21 protein-coding genes and 1 riboswitch are annotated in these 17883 nt (G+C 69.1%); of the genes, 10 read left to right on the top strand and 11 right to left on the bottom strand.

Features of this window, described 5'->3' with window-relative positions; translation table 11 throughout:
- Positions 1-1649, bottom strand: a 1649-nt coding sequence (locus ACNPNP_RS01775; RefSeq protein ID WP_448964351.1) for a D-alanyl-D-alanine carboxypeptidase, incomplete at its 3' end; no start/stop codon positions are given.
- Positions 1650-1763: 114 nt separating this feature from the next.
- Positions 1764-1875: riboswitch (TPP riboswitch) on the top strand.
- On the opposite strand from ACNPNP_RS01775, the gene ACNPNP_RS01780 reads away from it, so the two are divergent.
- The 3 genes from ACNPNP_RS01780 (at position 1866) to ACNPNP_RS01790 (ending at position 4755) form a co-directional block, all read left to right on the top strand.
- Positions 1866-2507, top strand: a complete 642-nt coding sequence (locus ACNPNP_RS01780) for an ECF transporter S component (protein WP_448964352.1) — start codon at positions 1866-1868, stop codon at positions 2505-2507. Its footprint overlaps the riboswitch before it by 10 nt.
- Positions 2508-2509: 2 nt before the next feature.
- Positions 2510-3967: an ABC transporter ATP-binding protein gene (locus ACNPNP_RS01785; protein ID WP_448964353.1), complete on the top strand. Its 1458-nt coding sequence runs from the start codon at positions 2510-2512 to the stop codon at positions 3965-3967.
- A complete protein-coding gene (locus ACNPNP_RS01790) occupies positions 3964-4755 on the top strand; it encodes an energy-coupling factor transporter transmembrane component T family protein (protein ID WP_448964354.1) in 792 nt (263 codons plus the stop codon). The genes ACNPNP_RS01785 and ACNPNP_RS01790 overlap by 4 nt, the downstream gene beginning before the upstream one ends.
- Before the next feature lie 96 nt (positions 4756-4851).
- Here ACNPNP_RS01790 and ACNPNP_RS01795 read toward each other — a convergent pair whose 3' ends face one another.
- The 3 genes from ACNPNP_RS01795 to ACNPNP_RS01805 are packed head-to-tail and all read right to left on the bottom strand — an operon-like array spanning position 4852 to position 6325.
- Entirely contained in the window at positions 4852-5247 is a 396-nt protein-coding gene (locus ACNPNP_RS01795) for an MmcQ/YjbR family DNA-binding protein (protein WP_448964355.1), read from the bottom strand.
- Positions 5244-5969, bottom strand: a complete 726-nt coding sequence (locus ACNPNP_RS01800) for a phosphotransferase (RefSeq protein ID WP_448964356.1) — start codon at positions 5967-5969, stop codon at positions 5244-5246. Before ACNPNP_RS01800 ends, ACNPNP_RS01795 begins: the two co-directional genes overlap by 4 nt.
- Positions 5966-6325 (bottom strand): DUF488 domain-containing protein, encoded by a 360-nt coding sequence (locus ACNPNP_RS01805; RefSeq protein WP_448964357.1) that lies wholly within the window; start codon positions 6323-6325, stop codon positions 5966-5968. Before ACNPNP_RS01805 ends, ACNPNP_RS01800 begins: the two co-directional genes overlap by 4 nt.
- Positions 6326-6422: 97 nt before the next feature.
- Between ACNPNP_RS01805 and ACNPNP_RS01810 the strand changes: the two genes are divergently transcribed.
- Together ACNPNP_RS01810 and ACNPNP_RS01815 are read left to right on the top strand one after the other, a co-directional pair.
- Positions 6423-7184 (top strand): SDR family NAD(P)-dependent oxidoreductase, encoded by a 762-nt coding sequence (locus ACNPNP_RS01810; RefSeq protein ID WP_448964358.1) that lies wholly within the window; start codon positions 6423-6425, stop codon positions 7182-7184.
- A 25-nt stretch (positions 7185-7209) separates the two neighbouring features.
- Positions 7210-8043, top strand: coding sequence for an SDR family oxidoreductase (locus tag ACNPNP_RS01815; RefSeq protein WP_448964359.1), 834 nt, complete (start codon positions 7210-7212; stop codon positions 8041-8043).
- A gap of 24 nt (positions 8044-8067) precedes the next feature.
- Here ACNPNP_RS01815 and ACNPNP_RS01820 read toward each other — a convergent pair whose 3' ends face one another.
- The 4 genes from ACNPNP_RS01820 to ACNPNP_RS01835 are packed head-to-tail and all read right to left on the bottom strand — an operon-like array spanning position 8068 to position 10743.
- Positions 8068-8814 (bottom strand): sulfite exporter TauE/SafE family protein, encoded by a 747-nt coding sequence (locus ACNPNP_RS01820; RefSeq protein ID WP_448964360.1) that lies wholly within the window; start codon positions 8812-8814, stop codon positions 8068-8070.
- Positions 8814-9488 carry an ankyrin repeat domain-containing protein gene (locus ACNPNP_RS01825; RefSeq protein WP_448964507.1) on the bottom strand — a complete coding sequence of 225 codons (675 nt, stop codon included), beginning with the start codon at positions 9486-9488 and terminating at the stop codon, positions 8814-8816. The genes ACNPNP_RS01820 and ACNPNP_RS01825 overlap by 1 nt, the downstream gene beginning before the upstream one ends.
- 37 nt (positions 9489-9525) lie before the next feature.
- On the bottom strand, positions 9526-10164 hold the full coding sequence (locus tag ACNPNP_RS01830; RefSeq protein ID WP_448964361.1) for a bifunctional 4-hydroxy-2-oxoglutarate aldolase/2-dehydro-3-deoxy-phosphogluconate aldolase: 639 nt from the start codon (positions 10162-10164) through the stop codon (positions 9526-9528).
- A gap of 60 nt (positions 10165-10224) precedes the next feature.
- On the bottom strand, positions 10225-10743 hold the full coding sequence (locus tag ACNPNP_RS01835; RefSeq protein WP_448964362.1) for a ribosomal protein L7/L12: 519 nt from the start codon (positions 10741-10743) through the stop codon (positions 10225-10227).
- Positions 10744-10813: 70 nt separating this feature from the next.
- On the opposite strand from ACNPNP_RS01835, the gene rlmN reads away from it, so the two are divergent.
- Positions 10814-12076, top strand: a complete 1263-nt coding sequence (gene rlmN, locus ACNPNP_RS01840; RefSeq protein ID WP_448964363.1) for a dual-specificity RNA methyltransferase RlmN — start codon at positions 10814-10816, stop codon at positions 12074-12076.
- On the opposite strand, the gene ACNPNP_RS01845 is transcribed toward rlmN, so the two are convergent.
- Positions 12025-12660 (bottom strand): NAD(P)H-dependent oxidoreductase, encoded by a 636-nt coding sequence (locus ACNPNP_RS01845; RefSeq protein WP_448964364.1) that lies wholly within the window; start codon positions 12658-12660, stop codon positions 12025-12027. The two genes, rlmN and ACNPNP_RS01845, sit on opposite strands and share 52 nt — an antisense overlap.
- A gap of 65 nt (positions 12661-12725) precedes the next feature.
- Between ACNPNP_RS01845 and ACNPNP_RS01850 the strand changes: the two genes are divergently transcribed.
- Both ACNPNP_RS01850 and ACNPNP_RS01855 read left to right on the top strand, forming a co-directional pair.
- Positions 12726-13286 carry a TetR/AcrR family transcriptional regulator gene (locus tag ACNPNP_RS01850; RefSeq protein ID WP_448964365.1) on the top strand — a complete coding sequence of 187 codons (561 nt, stop codon included), beginning with the start codon at positions 12726-12728 and terminating at the stop codon, positions 13284-13286.
- 82 nt (positions 13287-13368) lie between these two features.
- On the top strand, positions 13369-14895 hold the full coding sequence (locus ACNPNP_RS01855) for a DUF4407 domain-containing protein (protein WP_448964366.1): 1527 nt from the start codon (positions 13369-13371) through the stop codon (positions 14893-14895).
- 17 nt (positions 14896-14912) lie between these two features.
- On the opposite strand, the gene ACNPNP_RS01860 is transcribed toward ACNPNP_RS01855, so the two are convergent.
- Positions 14913-15488 carry a TetR/AcrR family transcriptional regulator gene (locus ACNPNP_RS01860; protein WP_448964367.1) on the bottom strand — a complete coding sequence of 192 codons (576 nt, stop codon included), beginning with the start codon at positions 15486-15488 and terminating at the stop codon, positions 14913-14915.
- Positions 15489-15560: 72 nt separating this feature from the next.
- Here ACNPNP_RS01860 and ACNPNP_RS01865 point away from each other — a divergent pair, with 72 nt between their 5' ends.
- Entirely contained in the window at positions 15561-16178 is a 618-nt protein-coding gene (locus ACNPNP_RS01865; protein ID WP_448964368.1) for an NAD(P)H-dependent oxidoreductase, read from the top strand.
- Between the two features lie 13 nt (positions 16179-16191).
- On the opposite strand, the gene ACNPNP_RS01870 is transcribed toward ACNPNP_RS01865, so the two are convergent.
- Positions 16192-16509 carry a hypothetical protein gene (locus ACNPNP_RS01870; RefSeq protein WP_448964369.1) on the bottom strand — a complete coding sequence of 106 codons (318 nt, stop codon included), beginning with the start codon at positions 16507-16509 and terminating at the stop codon, positions 16192-16194.
- A gap of 52 nt (positions 16510-16561) precedes the next feature.
- Between ACNPNP_RS01870 and ACNPNP_RS01875 the strand changes: the two genes are divergently transcribed.
- On the top strand, positions 16562-17883 hold a 1322-nt coding region (locus ACNPNP_RS01875; protein ID WP_448964370.1), incomplete at its 3' end, for an aminotransferase-like domain-containing protein.

Here is a 17883-nt window from a genome sequence, read left to right on the forward strand (position 1 = left end):
GCCACGACGCCGAGAAGCTCGAGCGGATGGGTGAGCCGCCACCACGGACTCGGCCCGGACAGCTCGTCCGCGAGTGAGACACCGACTTCGGAGGCGTTGACGGGACCGCTGACGGTGAGGGTGCCCGCCGGATCCCCGGCGGCGCGCTCCTCACTCAGTGCGAGCGCTGCACCGGCTTCCGCCGATGCGCCGTTCCACAGCAGCACTGTGGCGTCCTCGCCGGTGACGAGGTCGACGCGCGCGCCCCACAGCGTCTCGACCTCACCGACGACGGTGCCGGCCGGAACGGCGGGCGGTGTGTCCTGCAGGGTCTTCTCGACCTCGGCGAACAGCGACCGCGTCACCGCGAGGCGCTCCTCGTCGCTGCCCTGGTTCAGGACCGCCGCGTACAGGCGCACGGTCGTGTCGTCCACCGTCACGTCCTTCGCGGTGAGCATGCTCCAGCCCTCGAGGGTTCCCGTCTTGATGCCGACGACGCCGGGATCGGCGAGCATGCCGTTCGTGTTCGTGACGACGCCCGCGCCCGGGATGTCGGCGGAGACCGTACCGACGATCTCCGCGAAGACCGGGTTCTGCATCGCGTACTCCCCGAGGCGCAGCAGCCCTTCGGGCGTGGCGATGTTGCCCTCGTCGAAGCCAGAAGGCGTCACGATCGTGATGCCGGACAGTCCGCGCTCCGTGAGCCATGTGGCTGCGGCGTCGGCGAAGTCCGCATCCGATCCCCACAGTTCACGGGCCAGGCGATCGATGTAGTTGTTGGCGGAGCCGAGCAACGTGCCCTGCAGCATCTGGTACTCGGTCAGCACGCCGTCGACGGGCACGTCGAGTGCGGACTGATCGCCGCGACGGTAATCCCAGTACTCCACGTTGTCGCTGTACGAGAACGCGAACTCGGGGCCCTGCTCGCCGAGCTGCAACGGCAGACGATCCAGCACCATCAGTGCGGTGACGACCTTCGTCACGCTGGCGATCGACACGGCGTCCGCGGCGGAAGAAGCGGACGAGACGCCGGCGACGCTGATGCCGGCGCTGCCCGCAGCCGGCCAGGTGGGTGCTGCGACCTCTGAAGCGATCGTCTGGAGCTCCACGGCTTCCACGGTCGGGGGGACTTCGTGCAGCGGCCACAGCAGCACGGTCGCCGCGTAGGCCACCACGAGTGCGGCGAGGGTGCCGAGCGGCACCAGCCAGCGCGCGTGCAGCAGCGCGGGGCGCAGCGGTGCATCGGCGAGCAGATCGGGACCGGTCTCGCGCATCGTTACGGTATCGAGATCGGCAGGACGGGTGGCCTCGTCCACGGCGGCGACGTCGAGCCAGGTGAACGCGGTCGCCGTCTGCTCGTCGTCGGCCCATTGCGCGGCGTTCGCAGGAGGATCCTCGATCGCGGCGACGGTGGCGTCCGCGTCGGTCAACGTCTCGATGTCGTCAAGGGGGGAGTCGCCGGGGACCAACTCTTCAGAAGCTGCCGCGTTCGCGGGCGTTTCCGCGGATTCCGCCACGTGATCAACGATCGACGCATCCGCGACGGAGGCGTCCGCGGTGTCGCTGAACGGCAGGGTCGGCGGGGCCACGGTGCCCGTGGCACCCGTGGTCGCACGAAGCTCACGCCGGGTGAGCGCCCCGATATCGGGCGTCGCGTCATCGATCGTCACTTGTTCACGGTATCGAATCCGGTGCGAATCCGTGCGTGGGCGCGGGGCTCACCGCTGCGGAGCAGTGCGACTGCGGGAGACGGCGCGGGGGCTTTCGAACCTGGGTAAGATCGTCTGCACAACCACGGGAGTCCGGCGAGCCGGGCTGAGAGGGAGCGACAAGCGCTTCGACCGTCGAACCTGATCTGGGTCATGCCAGCGCAGGGAGGAGTTCAAATGAGCACGTCTACACGCACGCCCGACGCCGTATCGAACGGCGCCGGTGCCAATCCCTGGCGCTGGCGCGTCGTCGACATCGTCGTCGCCGCCGTCCTCGGTGTCGCGGTCGGTCTGCTGTTCTGGGGCTGGAACGTCGTCGGCGGCGCCTGGTTCGGTGCTGCGGATGCCGTGACCCCCGGGCTCGGTGGCGTCGCCGTCGGCATCTGGCTGATCGGCGGTGTCATCGGCGGACTCGTGATCCGCAAGCCGGGGGCCGCTCTGGTCGTCGAGGTGGTCGCAGCGATCGTGTCGATGCTGATCGGAAACGTCTGGGGAGTCTCCACGGTCCTGTCCGGTCTCGTGCAGGGCCTCGGCGCCGAACTGATCTTCGCGCTGTTCCTTTACCGCCGGTTCGGCCTCGGGGTCGCGGCTCTCGCCGGTGTCGGCGCGGGAGCGGCGGCCTGGGTGTTCGAGCTGTTCTACGGCAGCTCGCCGAACATCCTCAAGTCGCTCGAGTTCAACGCCATCTACCTCACCAGCGTCGCGATCTCGGGTGCGATCCTCGCCGGTGTCGTCGGCTGGCTGCTCGTGCGCGCACTGGCGAAGACGGGAGCGCTCAGCCGCTTCGCCGCAGGGCGAGAACTCGCGCGCGAGGTCTGAGCATGACCGCTGCCACCCCGGCCCGTGTGCAGGCTGCGGGCTGGGGGTGGCGCTACGCCGGGCGCAAACGCGCCGCAGTCAGCGACGTCTCGTTCACGATCGAGCCCGGAGAGCGCGTCCTGCTGCTCGGCGCATCAGGGACGGGCAAGTCGACTCTGCTCGCTGGCCTCGCCGGGGTGCTCGGCGACGCCGACGAGGGTGACAGGACCGGCTCGCTTCTGGTCGACGGTGCGGCTCCCGAGTCGCGGCGCAGGCAGGCGGGGCTCGTCATGCAGGATCCGGATGCCGGGATCGTGCTGTCGAAGGTCGGCGACGATGTCGCCTTCGGATGCGAGAACCTCGGCGTCCCGGCATCCGAGATCCCCGCACGGGTGGCCGAGGCGCTCGAGGCAGTGGGTCTCGAGGTGCCGCTGCGCCGGCCGACGAAGGAGCTCTCCGGCGGACAGAAGCAGCGGCTGGTGCTCGCCGGCGTGCTGGCGATGCGGCCAGGGCTGCTGCTGCTCGACGAGCCGACCGCGAATCTGGATCCGGAGGGCATCGCCGAGGTGCGGGCGAGCGTCGGCCGCGTCGTCGATGCCACCGGCGCGACGCTGATCGTCGTCGAGCACCGCACGCCGGTGTGGGTCGACCTGATGACGCGGGTCATCGTCCTCGGCGCTGATGGAGGACTGCTCGCCGACGGGGCGCCCGCGCAGGTCTTCGCCGAGCACGGTCGAGTGCTGGCGGATGCCGGCGTGTGGGTGCCGGACGAGAGGCTCGATCTGCCTGTGCTCGCCGCCGCTCCGGCCTCGGCCGAGCCGGTGCTCTCGGCGAGCGGTCTCGCGATCGCCCGCACCCCGCGCACCGTCGTCCAGTCCGCGCTCGACGTGCACGTGCCGAAGGCGCGTGCGACAGTGATCACCGGCCCGAACGGTGTGGGCAAGTCGACGCTCGCGCTCACGCTCGCCGGTCTGATCCCCGAGCATGCGAGTGAGGTCGTCGCCGCCCCTTCGCTCGCCGGTCGAGGCGGTCGCCGCCCGATCCGGTGGACATCGCGCGAGCTGCTCACCCGCATCGGCACGGTGTTCCAGGAGCCGGAGCACCAGTTCCTCACTCAGACGCTGCGCGACGAGCTCGGCGTCGGACCCAAGGCGCTGGGCTGGGATGATGCACGCACCGCATCCGTCGTCGACGGGCTGCTCGATCGCCTGCACCTGTCGCACCTCGCCCTCGCGAATCCGTTCACGCTGTCAGGAGGGCAGAAGCGTCGGCTGTCGGTGGCGACCGTGCTCGCGGCGTCCCCCGAGGTGATCGTGCTCGACGAGCCGACCTTCGGTCAGGATCGGAGAGGCTGGATCGAACTGGTCGCCCTGCTGCGGGAGGAGGTCGCCTCCGGCACCTCGGTCGTCGCCGTGACGCACGATGAAGGTGTGATCCAGCACCTCGGCGGACACCGCATCTCTTTGGAGCAGGCATCGTGAGCGCGGCTGTCGACGTCGAGGAGACGGTGCAGCAGGCGTGGCTCGACGCAGTGAATCCCGTGACGAAGATCGCCCTCGCGCTGCTGCTGTCGGTGCCGCTGTTCGCGTCGATCGACGTCGTGAGCGGCGTCGTCGCCATCGGACTGCAACTCCTCTGCCTTCCGCTGACAGGGATGCGGCTGTCGACGGTGCTGCGCCGCATGCTGCCGCTCGTCTTCTTCGCACCGATCGCGGGCCTCAGCATGCTGCTGTACGCGGAGCCGGCCGGACGCATCTACTGGAGCTTCGGATTCGCGACGATCAGTGAGGATTCGGTGCAACTGGCCCTCGCGGTGAGCCTGCGCGTCGTCGCTCTGGGGCTGCCGACCATCCTGCTGTTCGGGCGCACCGACCCGACCGAGCTCGCGGACGCCCTCGCCCAGGTCGCGAAGCTGCCGAGCAGATTCGTGCTCGGCGTGCTCGCGGGCACCAGAATGCTGGGATTGTTCCTCGACGACTGGCGCACGATGGGGCTCGCCCGCCCCGCGCGCGGCGTCGGCGATCGCGGCGCGCTCCGGCGGTTCTTCTCGATGGCATTCGTGCTGCTCGTGTTCGCGGTCAGGCGCGGCACGAAGCTGGCGATGGCGATGGAGGCGCGCGGCTTCGGCTCCGGCATCCCGCGCACCTGGGCCCGGCCGTCGCGTCTGCACGCGCGCGACGGAGTCGCGCTGCTGGGGGGCGCGGTGATCATGGCGCTCGCGTTGGCTGCGGCGGTGTTGCTCGGCACGTTCCGGTTCGTGTGGAGCTGAGATCCTCTTTCCACGACCATCCGCTACATGTTTCGGCATCCGCTACATCGATCGATGACGCGGATGCCGAAATGTGTAGCGCTGGCGACGTCGCTCTCAGCGTTCGTCGAGCTCGCGCACGAGCCGCCGAGGCGCAGTGACGCGGAAGGAGGCGTCGATGAGCTCGGCGATCTCCCGCCAGTCCGTGTCGTCGTCGAGGTCGATCCCGAGCCAGCCCGAGGGCCCGAGGTACGCCGGCACCCAGAATCGCGGATCCTGGCGGAGTGCCGGATCGTCGCCGGGGTCGGGGCGCACCATGATCGCCGCATCGTGGGCGATCCACTCCTGATCGTCGCGGACGGAACCGCCGTAGTAGCAGAACACCTTCTGCGTGAAGAACGCCGGGCGTCCGTGACTGATCTTCTCCGCGGCCTCGGGAAGGGCCAGCGCGATGGCTCGGACCCGTGCCAGCAGCGGGTCGTCATCTTCGAACATGAGCGGATGAGCCGTCATGTCGCATTCCACAGGTCGCGGTAGTACGCCAGTCGCTCGCGGTCGGGCTCGATGCCGTACGCGTCGATGAGAGCGTCGTCCCACCCGGGGCCGTAGTTCCACGTCGTGCTCATGGATGCCACGGCGATGTCGGACCAGCGGTCCGCGGTGCCGAGTGCGGCGAGGTCGACGTGCGCGAGCCAGCGGCCGCCGGCGTCGAGCAGGGTGTTGGGTACGCACGCGTCGCCATGGCAGACGACGAGGCGATCGACGGCCGGCGCCTCGTGCAGTGCTTCGGGTACGCGAATGCCGCGGGCTTCGGCATTCGCGATTCGGGCGGGTACGCCCCAACTCCACGCGCATTCGCCGATCGGCAGTGCATCATGCAGCGCGCGCAGACCCTCACCGACGGCTCCCACAGCCGTTGCGGGCTCGGCGATCCACCGGGCCACGACAGCGCTTTCGCCGGGAACGGCGACCGTGACAAGCCACTCGTGGGTGGCATCCTCTCCCTGTTCGATGACCTCTGGCACCGGGGTCCACCGGGAGGCCCAGCGCATGCGCTCCGCCTCGTCGCGCATGTTCGCCTCGGCATCGAGGGGGCCGTACTTGATGAAGCGCCCGTCGTCGGTGCGGTACGTGAGCCCACCGATGTTGTTGTGCCACACGGGCGCGAGCGCCGCGCGCCCTGCGAGCTCGCGCACACGCTGCGGCGCTTCGATGTGCGTGGAGGGGATGCTCACAACAGTTCGCCTAGTGCTTGTTCGAGCACGACCGCGTGGTTGTGCTCCTCGTCATGTGCGGCGTAGACGAGGGTGACGACTCCGTGCTGCTTCAGTTCGGCTGCGAGCTCTTCGAGTGCGGGTGCGGTCTCATTCTCCAGTTCCGCGCGATAGCGGTCGGCGTATACGCCCCAGTCATCGTCGGATGCCGCGTGCCAGGCCTTGCGCAGTTCGGGGCTGGGAGCGGTGTCCTTGGCCCACAGATCGATCTCAGCCCTTTCCTTCGCCAGGCCTCGCGGCCACAGCCGGTCCACCAGCACACGGAACCCGTCAGCCGCCTCGGCGTTGTCGTAGGCTCGCTTGCGACGCAGTTCCATACCCTCCACCCAACACCTGTTCGCACCGCGACGCCAGGGTGGAACTGAGAACTGCGTATGCTGGAACTGAGTTGCACACCCGTTCGAAGGAGAACACATGCAGGTCCAGGGATCCGGAGCACTGATCACGGGCGGCGCCTCAGGCCTCGGCCTCGCCACCGCCCGCGCGCTCGCCGCAGCCGGCGCGCACGTGACGCTGCTCGATCTTCCTTCATCTCAGGGCGCGGAGCTGGCCGCAGAGCTGGGCGGCACGTTCGCCCCTGGTGACGTCACGAGTCCCGACGATGCCGCATCCGCCGCAGCATCCGCGAACGCCGCGGCTCCGCTGCGCATCGTCGTGAACTGCGCCGGCATCGCACCACCCGCGAAGGTGCTCGATCGCGACGGCAAGCCCGCAGTACTCGCGGACTTCGAGCGCGTGGTCCGCATCAACCTCGTCGGCACATTCAACGTCATCTCACAGGCATCCGCCGTGATCGCGAAGAACGAACCCTCCGACTCCGGCGATCGTGGCGTCATCATCAACACCGCATCCGTGGCCGCGTTCGACGGGCAGATCGGGCAGCCGGCGTACTCGGCGTCGAAGGGCGGCGTGCACGCCATGACGCTGCCGATCGCGCGCGAGCTCGCCCGCCACGGCATCCGGGTGTGCACGATCGCACCGGGCATCATGGAGACCCCGATGCTCGCCGGCCTCCCCGAAGCCGCGCAGGAGTCCCTCGGGCAGCAGGTGCCGTACCCCGCGCGACTCGGCCGACCCGCCGAGTACGCCGCCCTGGCCATGAGCATCATCGACAACGGCTACCTCAACGGTGAGACGATCCGCCTCGACGGCGCGATCCGGATGGCACCGAAGTAGAACTGAACGCACAAGAAGGAGCAGCATGACCAACCTCGCAGGCAAGACGATCCTGATGTCGGGCGGCAGCCGTGGTATCGGACTGGCGATCGCGCTGCGCGCGGCAGCGGACGGCGCGAACATCGCGATGCTCGCCAAGACCGACACCCCGCATCCCAAGCTCGAGGGCACGATCCACACCGCCGCCGAGCAGATCACGGCCGCGGGTGGAAACGCACTGCCCATCGTCGGCGACGTGCGCGAGGACGACGACATCACCGAGGCGGTCATGAAGACGCAGGGTGAGTTCGGCGGCATCGACATCGTGATCAACAACGCCAGCGTCATCGACCTGTCGCGCTCACTCGATCTCGGCGCGAAGAAGTACGACCTCATGCAGGACGTCAACGTCCGCGGCACGTTCATGCTCTCGCGTGCCGCGATCCCGCAGCTGCGCGAGTCGTCGAACCCGCACATCCTGTCTCTGTCGCCGCCGCTCAACCCCACACCGAAGTGGCTCGGTGCGCACACCGGATACTCGCTGGCGAAGTTCGGCATGACGATGGTCACACTCGGACTCGCTGCGGAGTTCGCCGCCGACGGCATCGCCGCCAACACGCTGTGGCCGCGCACGACGATCGCGACGGCCGCGGTGCAGAACCTGCTGGGCGGTGACAAGGTGATGGCCGCGAGCCGTACGCCGCAGATCTATGCGGATGCCGCGTACGCCGTCCTCACGAAGACCGCTGCCGACTACACCGGTCAGAGCCTGATCGTGGAGGACGTGCTCGAGGCCGACGGCGTGACCGACTTCTCCGGCTATGCCGCAGTACCCGGCACACCGGACGACCGGCTCTTCCCGGACATCTTCCTCGGCTGAGGCCGGCGCGCGGCGGGTGGGGCTTCAGAGCAGCAGGTAGACGGCGCCGACGATCGTGAGGGTGATCACGATCCCGTCGAACACCTGCTGCTTCATCCGGCGCGCCACGCGCACCCCGACGAGGGCGCCGACGACGACGAGCGGGATCAGCACGGCATCCATCAGCAGCACCTGGCCGTCGAACAGGCCGATGCCTGCGAGGAAGGGCACCTTCACGAGGTTCACGATCGCGAAGAACCACGCCGAGGTGCCGAGGAACACCTGCACCGGCGTGCGCATCGCGAGGAAGTACATCGACATCACCGGTCCCGCCGCGTTGGCGACCATCGTCGTGAACCCGGCCAGTGCGCCGTAGGTCGATGCCACGACGACGCCGTGCTCGGCCGCTGCGGCATCGGTCCTGCGCTGACGCCACCGGCGCCACAGCGTCACGGCGATCATGGCGAGCAGGATCAGGCCGATCGCGCGGCGCACGATGCCGTCGTCTCCGAGTGCGAGGAAGGCGAAACCCGCCAGAAGCCCCGCGACGACCGCGGGGGCCAACCGCAACAGGGTCGGCCAGTGCGCGTGCCGCCGATAGGCGATCAGCGCGAACATGTCGCCGACGATCAGCAGGAGCAGCAGGGCGGCCGTCGACGTGCGTGCCGGCAGCACCGCCGCGAACAGCGCCACGGGCAGGATGCCGCCGCCGGGGATCGCGGTCTTCGCGAGGCCGATCGTGAGCGCGGCGATCGCGAGGACGACCCAGGCCCAGGGCAGGAGGTCGGGCATCAGTGCGCGTCGATCACGGCGACGACCCGGTCGTAGCCGCGGGCGGCGGCGAGTTCGCGCGGCGAGGCGCCGTCACCGTCCGCGATCGTCGGATCGGCGCCGCCGTCGAGCAGGGCTTCGATCACCTCGACGTAGGCGTCCGACCCGTCGCCGAGGACGATCGCCTCGTGCAGGGCCGTCCAGCCGAGGTTGTTGATGTGATCTGGGTCCACTCCTGCGTCGAGCAGGATCCGCACGGTGCTCAGCAGTCCCCGTTCGGACGCCGGGATGAGGGCCGTCCCGCCGAAGCGGTTCGTGCTCGACAGATCGGCGCCGTTCTCGAGCGTGAGCCGGAGGATCTCATCGTGGCCGCGGGCGCCGGCATAGAGAAATGCGGAGTCCTCGATGTCGTCCTGAGCGTTCACATCGGCGCCGGCCTCGATGAGCGTGCGTGCGACGTCGACGTGGTTCGCCTTGGTCGCGACGATGAGCGCGGTCATCCCGTTCTCGCCTCGCGATTCCAGGTCCGCACCGCCTTCGAGTGCATCGCGCACGGCATCGTCGTCGCCGGCGGATGCCGCCACGAGCAGGCGCTGTTCGGCGTCGGTGTGCATACCCGGCTCCTCAGCCTCGGTCGACGGCGTGCAGGCGGCGGTCGCGGCTGCCATGGCGAGCAGCAGCACGGTCAGCAGCATCCGTCTCACGTGCACGCTCCACCGTCTCTGGCCCAGTTCAGCCGCGCACGGCGCTGAGTGCCGCCGCGAACGCCTGTGCGCGCGCGGTGAGGTCTGCCCAGTCGCCGGTCTTGATGGATGCGGAGTTCGCGAGATCGCCGCCCGCGCCGACGGCCACGGCGCCTGCGGCGAACCAGTCGGCCAGGTTGTCGGGCTTCACCCCGCCGGTGGGCATGAGCGGTGCGTCGGGGAACGGTCCGCGCAGGGCCCCGAGGTAGGCGGGGCCGCCGAGGGATGCGGGGAAGATCTTCACGACGTCGACACCGAGAGCGAGCGCACCCATGACCTCGGTCGGGGTCATCGCGCCCGTCATGACGACGCGGCCGGTGTCGAGCATGGCGCGGGTGAGGTCGGGCAGCGTGCCGGGGCTCACGAGGAACTCGGCGCCCGCATCGGCAGCGGCCGTCGCCTGCTCGACGTTGGTGACGGTGCCGGCGCCGACGTACGCCGCGTCGCCGTGCCGCGAGATGAGCTCACGGATGACGGCAGGAGCATCCGGGGTGGAGTACGTGACCTCGATGCCGGTGACGCCGCCGCGGATGATCGCCTCCGCCGCATCGAGCGCCTGCTCGGGGGAGGGAGCGCGCAGCACGGCGAGGACTCCGGTGGCACGGGCACGGGCAAGGCGGTCGGTCATGGAAGCTCCTCGATCGGTGATGCTTCCATTCTCGTGCATCACGCAGGCTGTAGTGACAGGTCAGCGCGCGCCGCCGCGCGGAACCCACGCGTCGATCCGGTCCTTCGCCTCCTTGAGACCGACTCCGGTCGCGGCTCGGAAGAGCTTGATCGCGTGGATCCTCTGATCGGCGGCGACGAGATGATCGATCTGCGCGATGACGTCCGGTGGCAGCACTCCCTGGGCGACCGGCGGCACGGCCGCGGTCGGCGAGGCGACGTACGGGGCGAATCGATGCTGGGCGACCGTGATCGCGTCCGGCCAGGTGTCGATGAGGTTCTTCGTCTCGGCGAGTCCGAGCCCGGTCTGCTCTCGCAGCAGCTTGATCGCCTGGATCTTCTGCCCCTGGGAGAGGAGCCGTTCGACCTCATGCGCGGCTTCTGCCGTCACGACCGTCGGCGACGCCGCGAACGGGAGGGCGCTCTGCCCGGAAGGGCGGATCGAGGGCACCTCAGGGCGCATCGATCTCAGCGCGCGCCGCACCAGCACGATCACGACGACGATCACGATGACGACGCCGAGGACGGTCAGGATCTCCATCGCGCCATTCTAGGAGGCCGCCCTCTCGCCACCAGCCGCTTCCCACCCGCCACCGCGTACCCTTGAAGGCATGACTGAGTCCTCCCGCATCCGCTCGACGGGTCCCGCACGCCCGAAAACGGGTGCCGCCCCGCAGGTGCGCCCCCGTACCGAAGGCTGGACTCAGAAGAAGGACGAGAGCGGGCGTCCGCTGCTGCAGTTCGCGAGCCCGAAGCGCGGCAAGCCGCCCGTGCACCTCGCCGACCTCAGCGTCGAAGAGCGCGTCGAGAAGGTCAAGGAGCTGGGCCTGCCCGGCTTCCGCGCCAAGCAGCTGTCGACGCACTACTTCACCCACTACACGTCCGACCCGGCCGAGATGACCGACCTTCCCGCCGCGCAGCGTGAAGAGCTCGTCGCCGGCATGCTGCCGCCGCTGCTCACCGAGGTGCGCCGCCTCGAGACCGACAAGGGCGACACGATCAAGTTCCTCTGGCGACTGCACGACGGCGCTCTCGTCGAGTCGGTGCTCATGCGCTACCCCGGACGCATCACGCTGTGCGTGTCTTCGCAGGCCGGATGCGGCATGAACTGCCCGTTCTGCGCGACGGGCCAGGCGGGACTGACCCGCAACATGTCGTCGGCCGAGATCATCGAGCAGATCGTCCGCGCGAACCGTCTGATCGCCGAGGGCGGCCTCGGCGGCAAGAAGGCCGACGACCACAGCATGGAGCGCGTCTCCAACATCGTCTTCATGGGAATGGGCGAGCCGCTCGCCAACTACAAGCGCGTGATGGATGCCGTGCGCACGATGGTCGCGGAGCAGCCGCACGGCCTCGGCATGAGCGCACGTGGCATCACGGTGTCGACGGTCGGCCTCGTCCCGGCCATCCGCAAGCTCTCCGACGAGGGCATCCCCGTCACGTTCGCGCTGTCGCTGCACGCCCCTGACGATCACCTGCGCGACGAGCTCATCCCGGTGAACTCGAAGTGGAAGGTCGACGAGGCGCTGGATGCCGCGTACGAGTACTACGAGAAGACCGGTCGTCGCGTCTCGATCGAGTACGCACTCATCAAGGACATGAACGACCACGCGTGGCGCGCCGATCTGCTGGCGGAGAAGCTCAACGCCCGTGGGCGCGGATGGGTGCACGTGAATCCGATCCCGCTGAACCCGACGCCCGAGTCGGTGTGGACGGCGTCGACCCGCGAGGTCACGAACGAGTTCGTGCGCCGCCTCAACGACGCGGGTGTCCCGACGACGCTCCGCGACACCCGCGGCAAGGAGATCGACGGCGCGTGCGGTCAGCTCGTCGCGACGACCGAGGACGAGGCCGCCTCGGCGGCGATGGCCTGAGGCATCGGCCGATCCGCGTCCCTCCGCGCATCTGACGCCCCGGTGCGCTCTGCTCCGTCGAGCCATCTCGCTATCTTGGCGTCGTCGGCACCTTGGACGCCGAGCAGGCGCTGCACCGTGAAGGGCCGGACGCCGCAGAGCTTCATCGTGCTCTTCGCGACGTGCGTGACGGCGGGGAGCCCGAGGACGGGAGCCGCGTACCACGGGGTGTCGGCGAGGAGGAGCATCCGTCCGCGTCGTCCCTTGAGCAGTCCCTCCGGGAGTCCGCGCGCGTTGTACCGGTACTCCTGTTGAGGCAGCAGGGCGCGATCGAAGAACCCCTTGAGCAGCGCCGGCACTGATCCCCACCAGAGCGGGGTCATGATGATGATCGTCTTCGCCTCCTGCATGGCCCGCTTCGCGTCTGCGAGGTCGGGCTCCAGAGGTATGCGCTGTCGATAGCCGAACCGCATGTGCGGATCGAATTCGAGGTCGCGAAGCGCGAGCAGCCGAGCATCCCCGTACCCGGTGGCGTAGCGCTGCGCGAGGGATGACGTGAGGGATTCGGCGTCCGGGTGGCCGTCGATGACGAGAGCGGAGGGCATGGGGAGTTCCTATCTTGACACTGTCTAGGTTGTGGACACTGTCAAGATAAGAGACAATGTTGCTCATGTCAAGTTCGAAGACCGGCTATCACCACGGTGACCTTGCGCACGCACTCGAGGTCGCGGCCATGCAGTTGCTGGAGCGGATGCCGGCCGCCGAGATCAGTCTTCGGGAAGTGGCGCGCGCAGCCGACGTGAGCCACAACGCGCCCTATCACCACTTCACCGACCGGCGAGGTCTGCTGAAGACTCTCGCCGAGCGCAGCATGACGGAACTCGTCGACACCGTTCGTCGGGGAGCAGAGGCCGGCAGCCCCCGTGCGGCGCTCGTGGAGGCGGGGGGTTCATACATCCGCTTCGCGGCCGAGCATCCGAACTCGTTCGACGTCATCTACGATCCGACCGTGTGCGTGCCGGGTTCTCCGACCGAGACGATGGCACCACTCATCGATGAACTGGAGACGGTGCTGGCCACCGCCGCGAAGGCCGTCGGGCTCGACGAGCCTGAGGACGTCGCCGCACTCTGGGGCCTCGTGCACGGACTCGGCACGCTTTCGGCCGCCGGACATCTGACACTCGACGCCTCGCTGGCTGCGTTCGGCGCGACTGTCGATCGGCTCATCTGATCGCTGCGCGGCATCCGTTCCTGGGAGCGCCGTGCAGGGGTTTTGCACCGAGTCCACAGGCACGCTTTCCTAAGTTTGTCTGATGCCTTACTCCGCCCATCGACCGGGTCGCTTCGACTCGCAGGGTCAGATCATCCTCGACAGCGACGCGGATGCCACGACCGACGACCTCGACTTCCTGCGTGAGTTCGAGCCCACGGGTTCCGAATCCACTTCCTCCGTCGACGACGCGACGGACGCCGACCGCTCCGGTTCCGCGGACGATGAGCCCTTCATCGGCGCCACGCCGCAGCGCCCGGTGCCGACGGAGCCGGATGCCGCGCCGACGGCCGCCACGCGGGTGAAGCCGGAGCGCGCGCCGCGCGTTCGTCGCGCGCGTCGTCCCCGCGCGCCGGGTTCCCGACTGCGCACCCTCGCGATCCTGGGCGGCGCCGACGGAGAGATCCTCGACCGCGTCCCCGGTGAGACCTCGCGCTTCGTGCAGATGTTCTTCGTGCTCGCCGGCACCGCACTGGTCTCGGCGATCTCGATGCTCTTCGCGCTCACGACCGGTGTGCAGGCGATCATCTGGCTGGCGGTGCCGCTGGCGATCATCTGGGCACTCATCATCTTCAACCTCGACCGCTTCCTCACCTCGACCATGACCTCGACGAGGAACATCTGGAAGCTCATCGGGCTCGCGATCCCGCGTGTGATCATGGCCGTGATCATCGGCTTCGTCGTCGCGGAGCCGCTCGTGCTGCAGATCTTCCACAACGACATCTCCCGCGAGGTCGCCGCGACGAACATCGTCCAGGCGCAGTCCGACCAGGAGGCACTGGAGTCCGGCCCGGAGAAGCTGGCGCTGGATGCCGCATCCGAACGCGTCGCGACGCTCGAGAACCAGGCGGCCACCGGCATCGTCGCCGGCACCGACGCATCCTCTGCGAGCGAATCCGCCGCGCAGGCGACGGTCGACGACCTGGGCGCCAAGATGACGGACCAGCAGGCCGTGATCGATCAGGCACGCGCGCTGTACCAGTGCGAGCTCACCGGCGAGGGTGCGGGCACGGTGCCCGGCTGCACCGGCGTGAACGGCGAGGGCGCGAGCTCCGACGCCGCCGAGGCGCAGCTCGCCCAGGCCCAGCATACGTACGACGCGCTCGCCGCCCAGCTGCGCGACGCGAACGCCGATCTCGAAGCCGCCGGTTCCGCGGCGAAGGAGAACACCTCGACATCCGAGGCGCAGAACCGCGAGCAGGCGCAGACCCAGCTCCCCGCCGCGAGGGACGGCTACGACCAGGCGCTCGCCGCGTACAACGCGAGGGCGGATGCCGTGGCGGGAGGCAACGCGGGGGCGACGGGTCTGCTCAGCCAGATCAGCGGACTGAACCGCCTCTCCGAGAAGGAGCCGGCCATCCTCTGGGCGCACTGGCTCATCGCCGCCCTGTTCTTCATGATCGAACTGCTCCCCGTACTCGTGAAGGTGCTCACGAGCTTCGGCGAGCCGACGCTGTACGAGCGGACCGCCGCGATCCGCAAGCAGGTGGCGCTCGACAAGGTCACCGCGGAGGGCTTCCGCGACCGCGCCCGGATCGTCACCGAGCAATCGGCCGCGCAGGCCACCTGACCGACGGGCGAGGCGGATCAGCCCCTGCCGACGACTGTGACGATCAGCGCGGAGAGTTCCTGCTTCGCCTGATCGGCGGGAAGCGCCGCTGTCGCCGCGGCCTGCGAGAGGGCGTCGGCGGCACCGAAGACGGCGGTCAGCGACGCGGGCCTGACGCCCCCGGGCCCGCTGAAGGGCGCGAGGATCTCCCTGCATCGCTCCGAATACGCGCGTTCCGACTCCCGCTTGACCTGCTCGAGCTCAGGCGAGCCCTCCAGAGCCGCGAGCACGCCGGTCAGCTCCCGACCCTGAGCGAGCGCGCATTCGACGTACGAGTCCGCGATGGCGTTCGCGCGCCCGTCGAGAGACGCATCCGCGGCTTCGAGGTACTCCTCGAGCATCGCCGTCTGGCGATCGTCGAACTCCGTGAACAGCGCCGCCAGCAGGGCGGCGCGGGAGGCGAAGTGGCTGTAGACGACGGGCTTGGCGACGCCCGCGCGGTCGGCGAGGCGGCCGAGGGTGAGAGCATCCGCGCCCTCCGAGCGCACCAGCGCCCACGCGACGTCGATCAGCTGGCTGTACCTGTCTTCTCGAGACAGCCTCTGTCGCGGCATCCGATGCCTCCTCATCTTATGTACTATCGGTAACCTACGCTTAGTACATAACAACCATACCGGAGGAAGCCCATGAGCAGTCTTGTCGTCGTCTCGCACGCGGATCGCGAATCATTGACCCACGGCGCCGCGCGTGCGGCGTTCGACGCGATCCGCGGGGCCGGTGGTGACGTCGAATTCGCCGACCTCGCGGCCGAGGGCTTCGATCCGAGGTTCTCGGAGGCCGATCTGGCGCTCTATCGCGGCAAGGGAGACGTGCCCGCAGAGGTGGTCGCCGAGCAGGAGCGCGTCGATCGTGCCGACCATCTGATCCTCGTGTTCCCGATGTACTGGTGGTCGATGCCGGCGCTGCTCAAGGGCTGGATCGACCGCGTGTTCGTGGGCGGGTGGGCGTACGACGCGACGCCGGGTGCCACCCAGTTCGGGATGCTGGATCGACTCACGGTCCATCTGGTCATCGTCGCGGGCGACGATGCGGCGAGCTTCGAGCGCCATGGGATCCCGGAGACCGTGCGCACGCAGATCGAGAGAGGGATCGTGTCCTACTGCGGCGCGACGCACGGGTCCACGACCTACGTGTACGAGTCCGACACGAAGGACCCTGATCTCCTCGCCGCCGAGATCAGTGCGCTCGGCGAGATGCTCGTCGAGCGCACGTCGGGCCGTTCGGGCGCCGCCGTTCTCGCCTGACCGGCGAGAGTCGTCAGGCGCCACCGATCTCGGCGCCGACCAGGCGAGCGCTCGCCCCGGAGACGACTTCCGCCAGGGTGTACGCACGCATCGCGGGGTGAGCACGGGAGTGCATGGCGATCGATCGCACCAGGCTGACGATCCCGGGTGAGCGCGACGCGCGAATGCCACGGAAGGACGCATCAGCCGCAGGCGCCCAGGGCTGTCCGGTGAGCGCCTCCTCGACCATGAGCAGCGGCGTCCGCAGGCTGTCGTCGCTGAGGCGGTGGTCATCTTCTGCGAACCAATCCAGCAGTTCCTCGATGGTCCAATCATTCGAGATTGGCCCCATGAATGGTGAAACGTCTGTGATCGAGTGGCTCATTGGACCAGAATGAACTCTCATGAGCGCAGACGACAGGGCCAATCAACGGCTGGTGGACCATCGGACGGCCTTGGTCGATTCCGCAGCCCTGGCCGCCAGGCTCGGACGCTGGGCGCATGGCGACGGGACGCTGTCGGCGCAGCTCGCGCACCGTATCCGTTCCCTCGCCGAAACGGGAGAGCTGCGTCCTGGGGATCGCCTGCCCGCCGAACGCACGCTCGCGGCGGCGATCGCGGTCTCCCGCGGGACCGTGGTGTCTGCGTATGCGGTGCTCGCCGAGGAGGGCGCAGTCGAACGCCGCCAGGGCAGTGGCACGCGCATCGCCGGCTCGTCCACCGGGCGCGCGCGTGACGGCGGGCGCGGCGGGCGTGGCGAAGCGCTCTTCTCGGCGCTGCCGGACGCGATCGATCTGCTGCGCACTGTTCCGCAGATCCCCGCCGCGGCCGTCGCGATCATCCGCGCGCATCAGCCGCGCCTCGATCTCGCACTGAGCCCGGAGACGGACCCGGCCGGGTTCCCTATGCTGCGTCAGCAGATCGCGGACCTGCTGACGGCTGAGGGCACCGTCACCACACCCGAGCAGATCCTGGTGACCCACGGTGCGCAGCAGGCCATCAGCCTGGTCGTGAATGCACTGGTCGGCCCCGGCGATGTCGTCCTCGCCGAGGAGGTGACTTGGCCGGGCGTGACCGACACGGTCGGATTGCGCGGGGGAAGCGTGCACGGGATCGTGATGGGAGACGACGGGATCGATGTCGCTGCGTTGGAGGTGGCGATGGCGCGGATGCGCCCGGCGCTGGTCGCGCTGAACCCGCATCATCAGAACCCGACCGGCACGCGACTGCCTGCGGCCGCGCGAACGCGCATCGCCGATCTCGCGGCGCAGTACGGCGTGCCGATCGTCGAGGACAGGGTCGTGGCCGGGATATCGTTCGACGGCGTCGTGCCGCCCACGCTCGCCGCGGAGCGACCGGACGCTCCGGTGATCGTCGTCGAATCCGTGTCGAAGTGGGCGTGGGCGGGGCTGCGGGTCGGATGGTTGCGTGCCGACCCGGTGCTGGTGCGGCGGTTGCGCGGTGCGCGCCAACTGGCCGACCAGTCCACGAGTGTTCCCGCTCAACTGCTCGCGAGCGATCTGCTCGAGCACGCGGGCGAACTGCGGCGGGAGGTCTCCGCCACGCATCAGGAGCGACTACGGCTGCTGATCCGCCTCATGGCGGAGCACCTGCCTGACTGGACGTTCCGCGAACCGCTCGGCGGACTCGCGCTCTGGGCGGCGCTGCCCGTCGGATCAGCGGACGCCCTGGCGCGCGTCGCCGCCGTGCACGGCGTCGCGGTCGC

The organism is Microbacterium xerophyticum, from assembly GCF_053543555.1.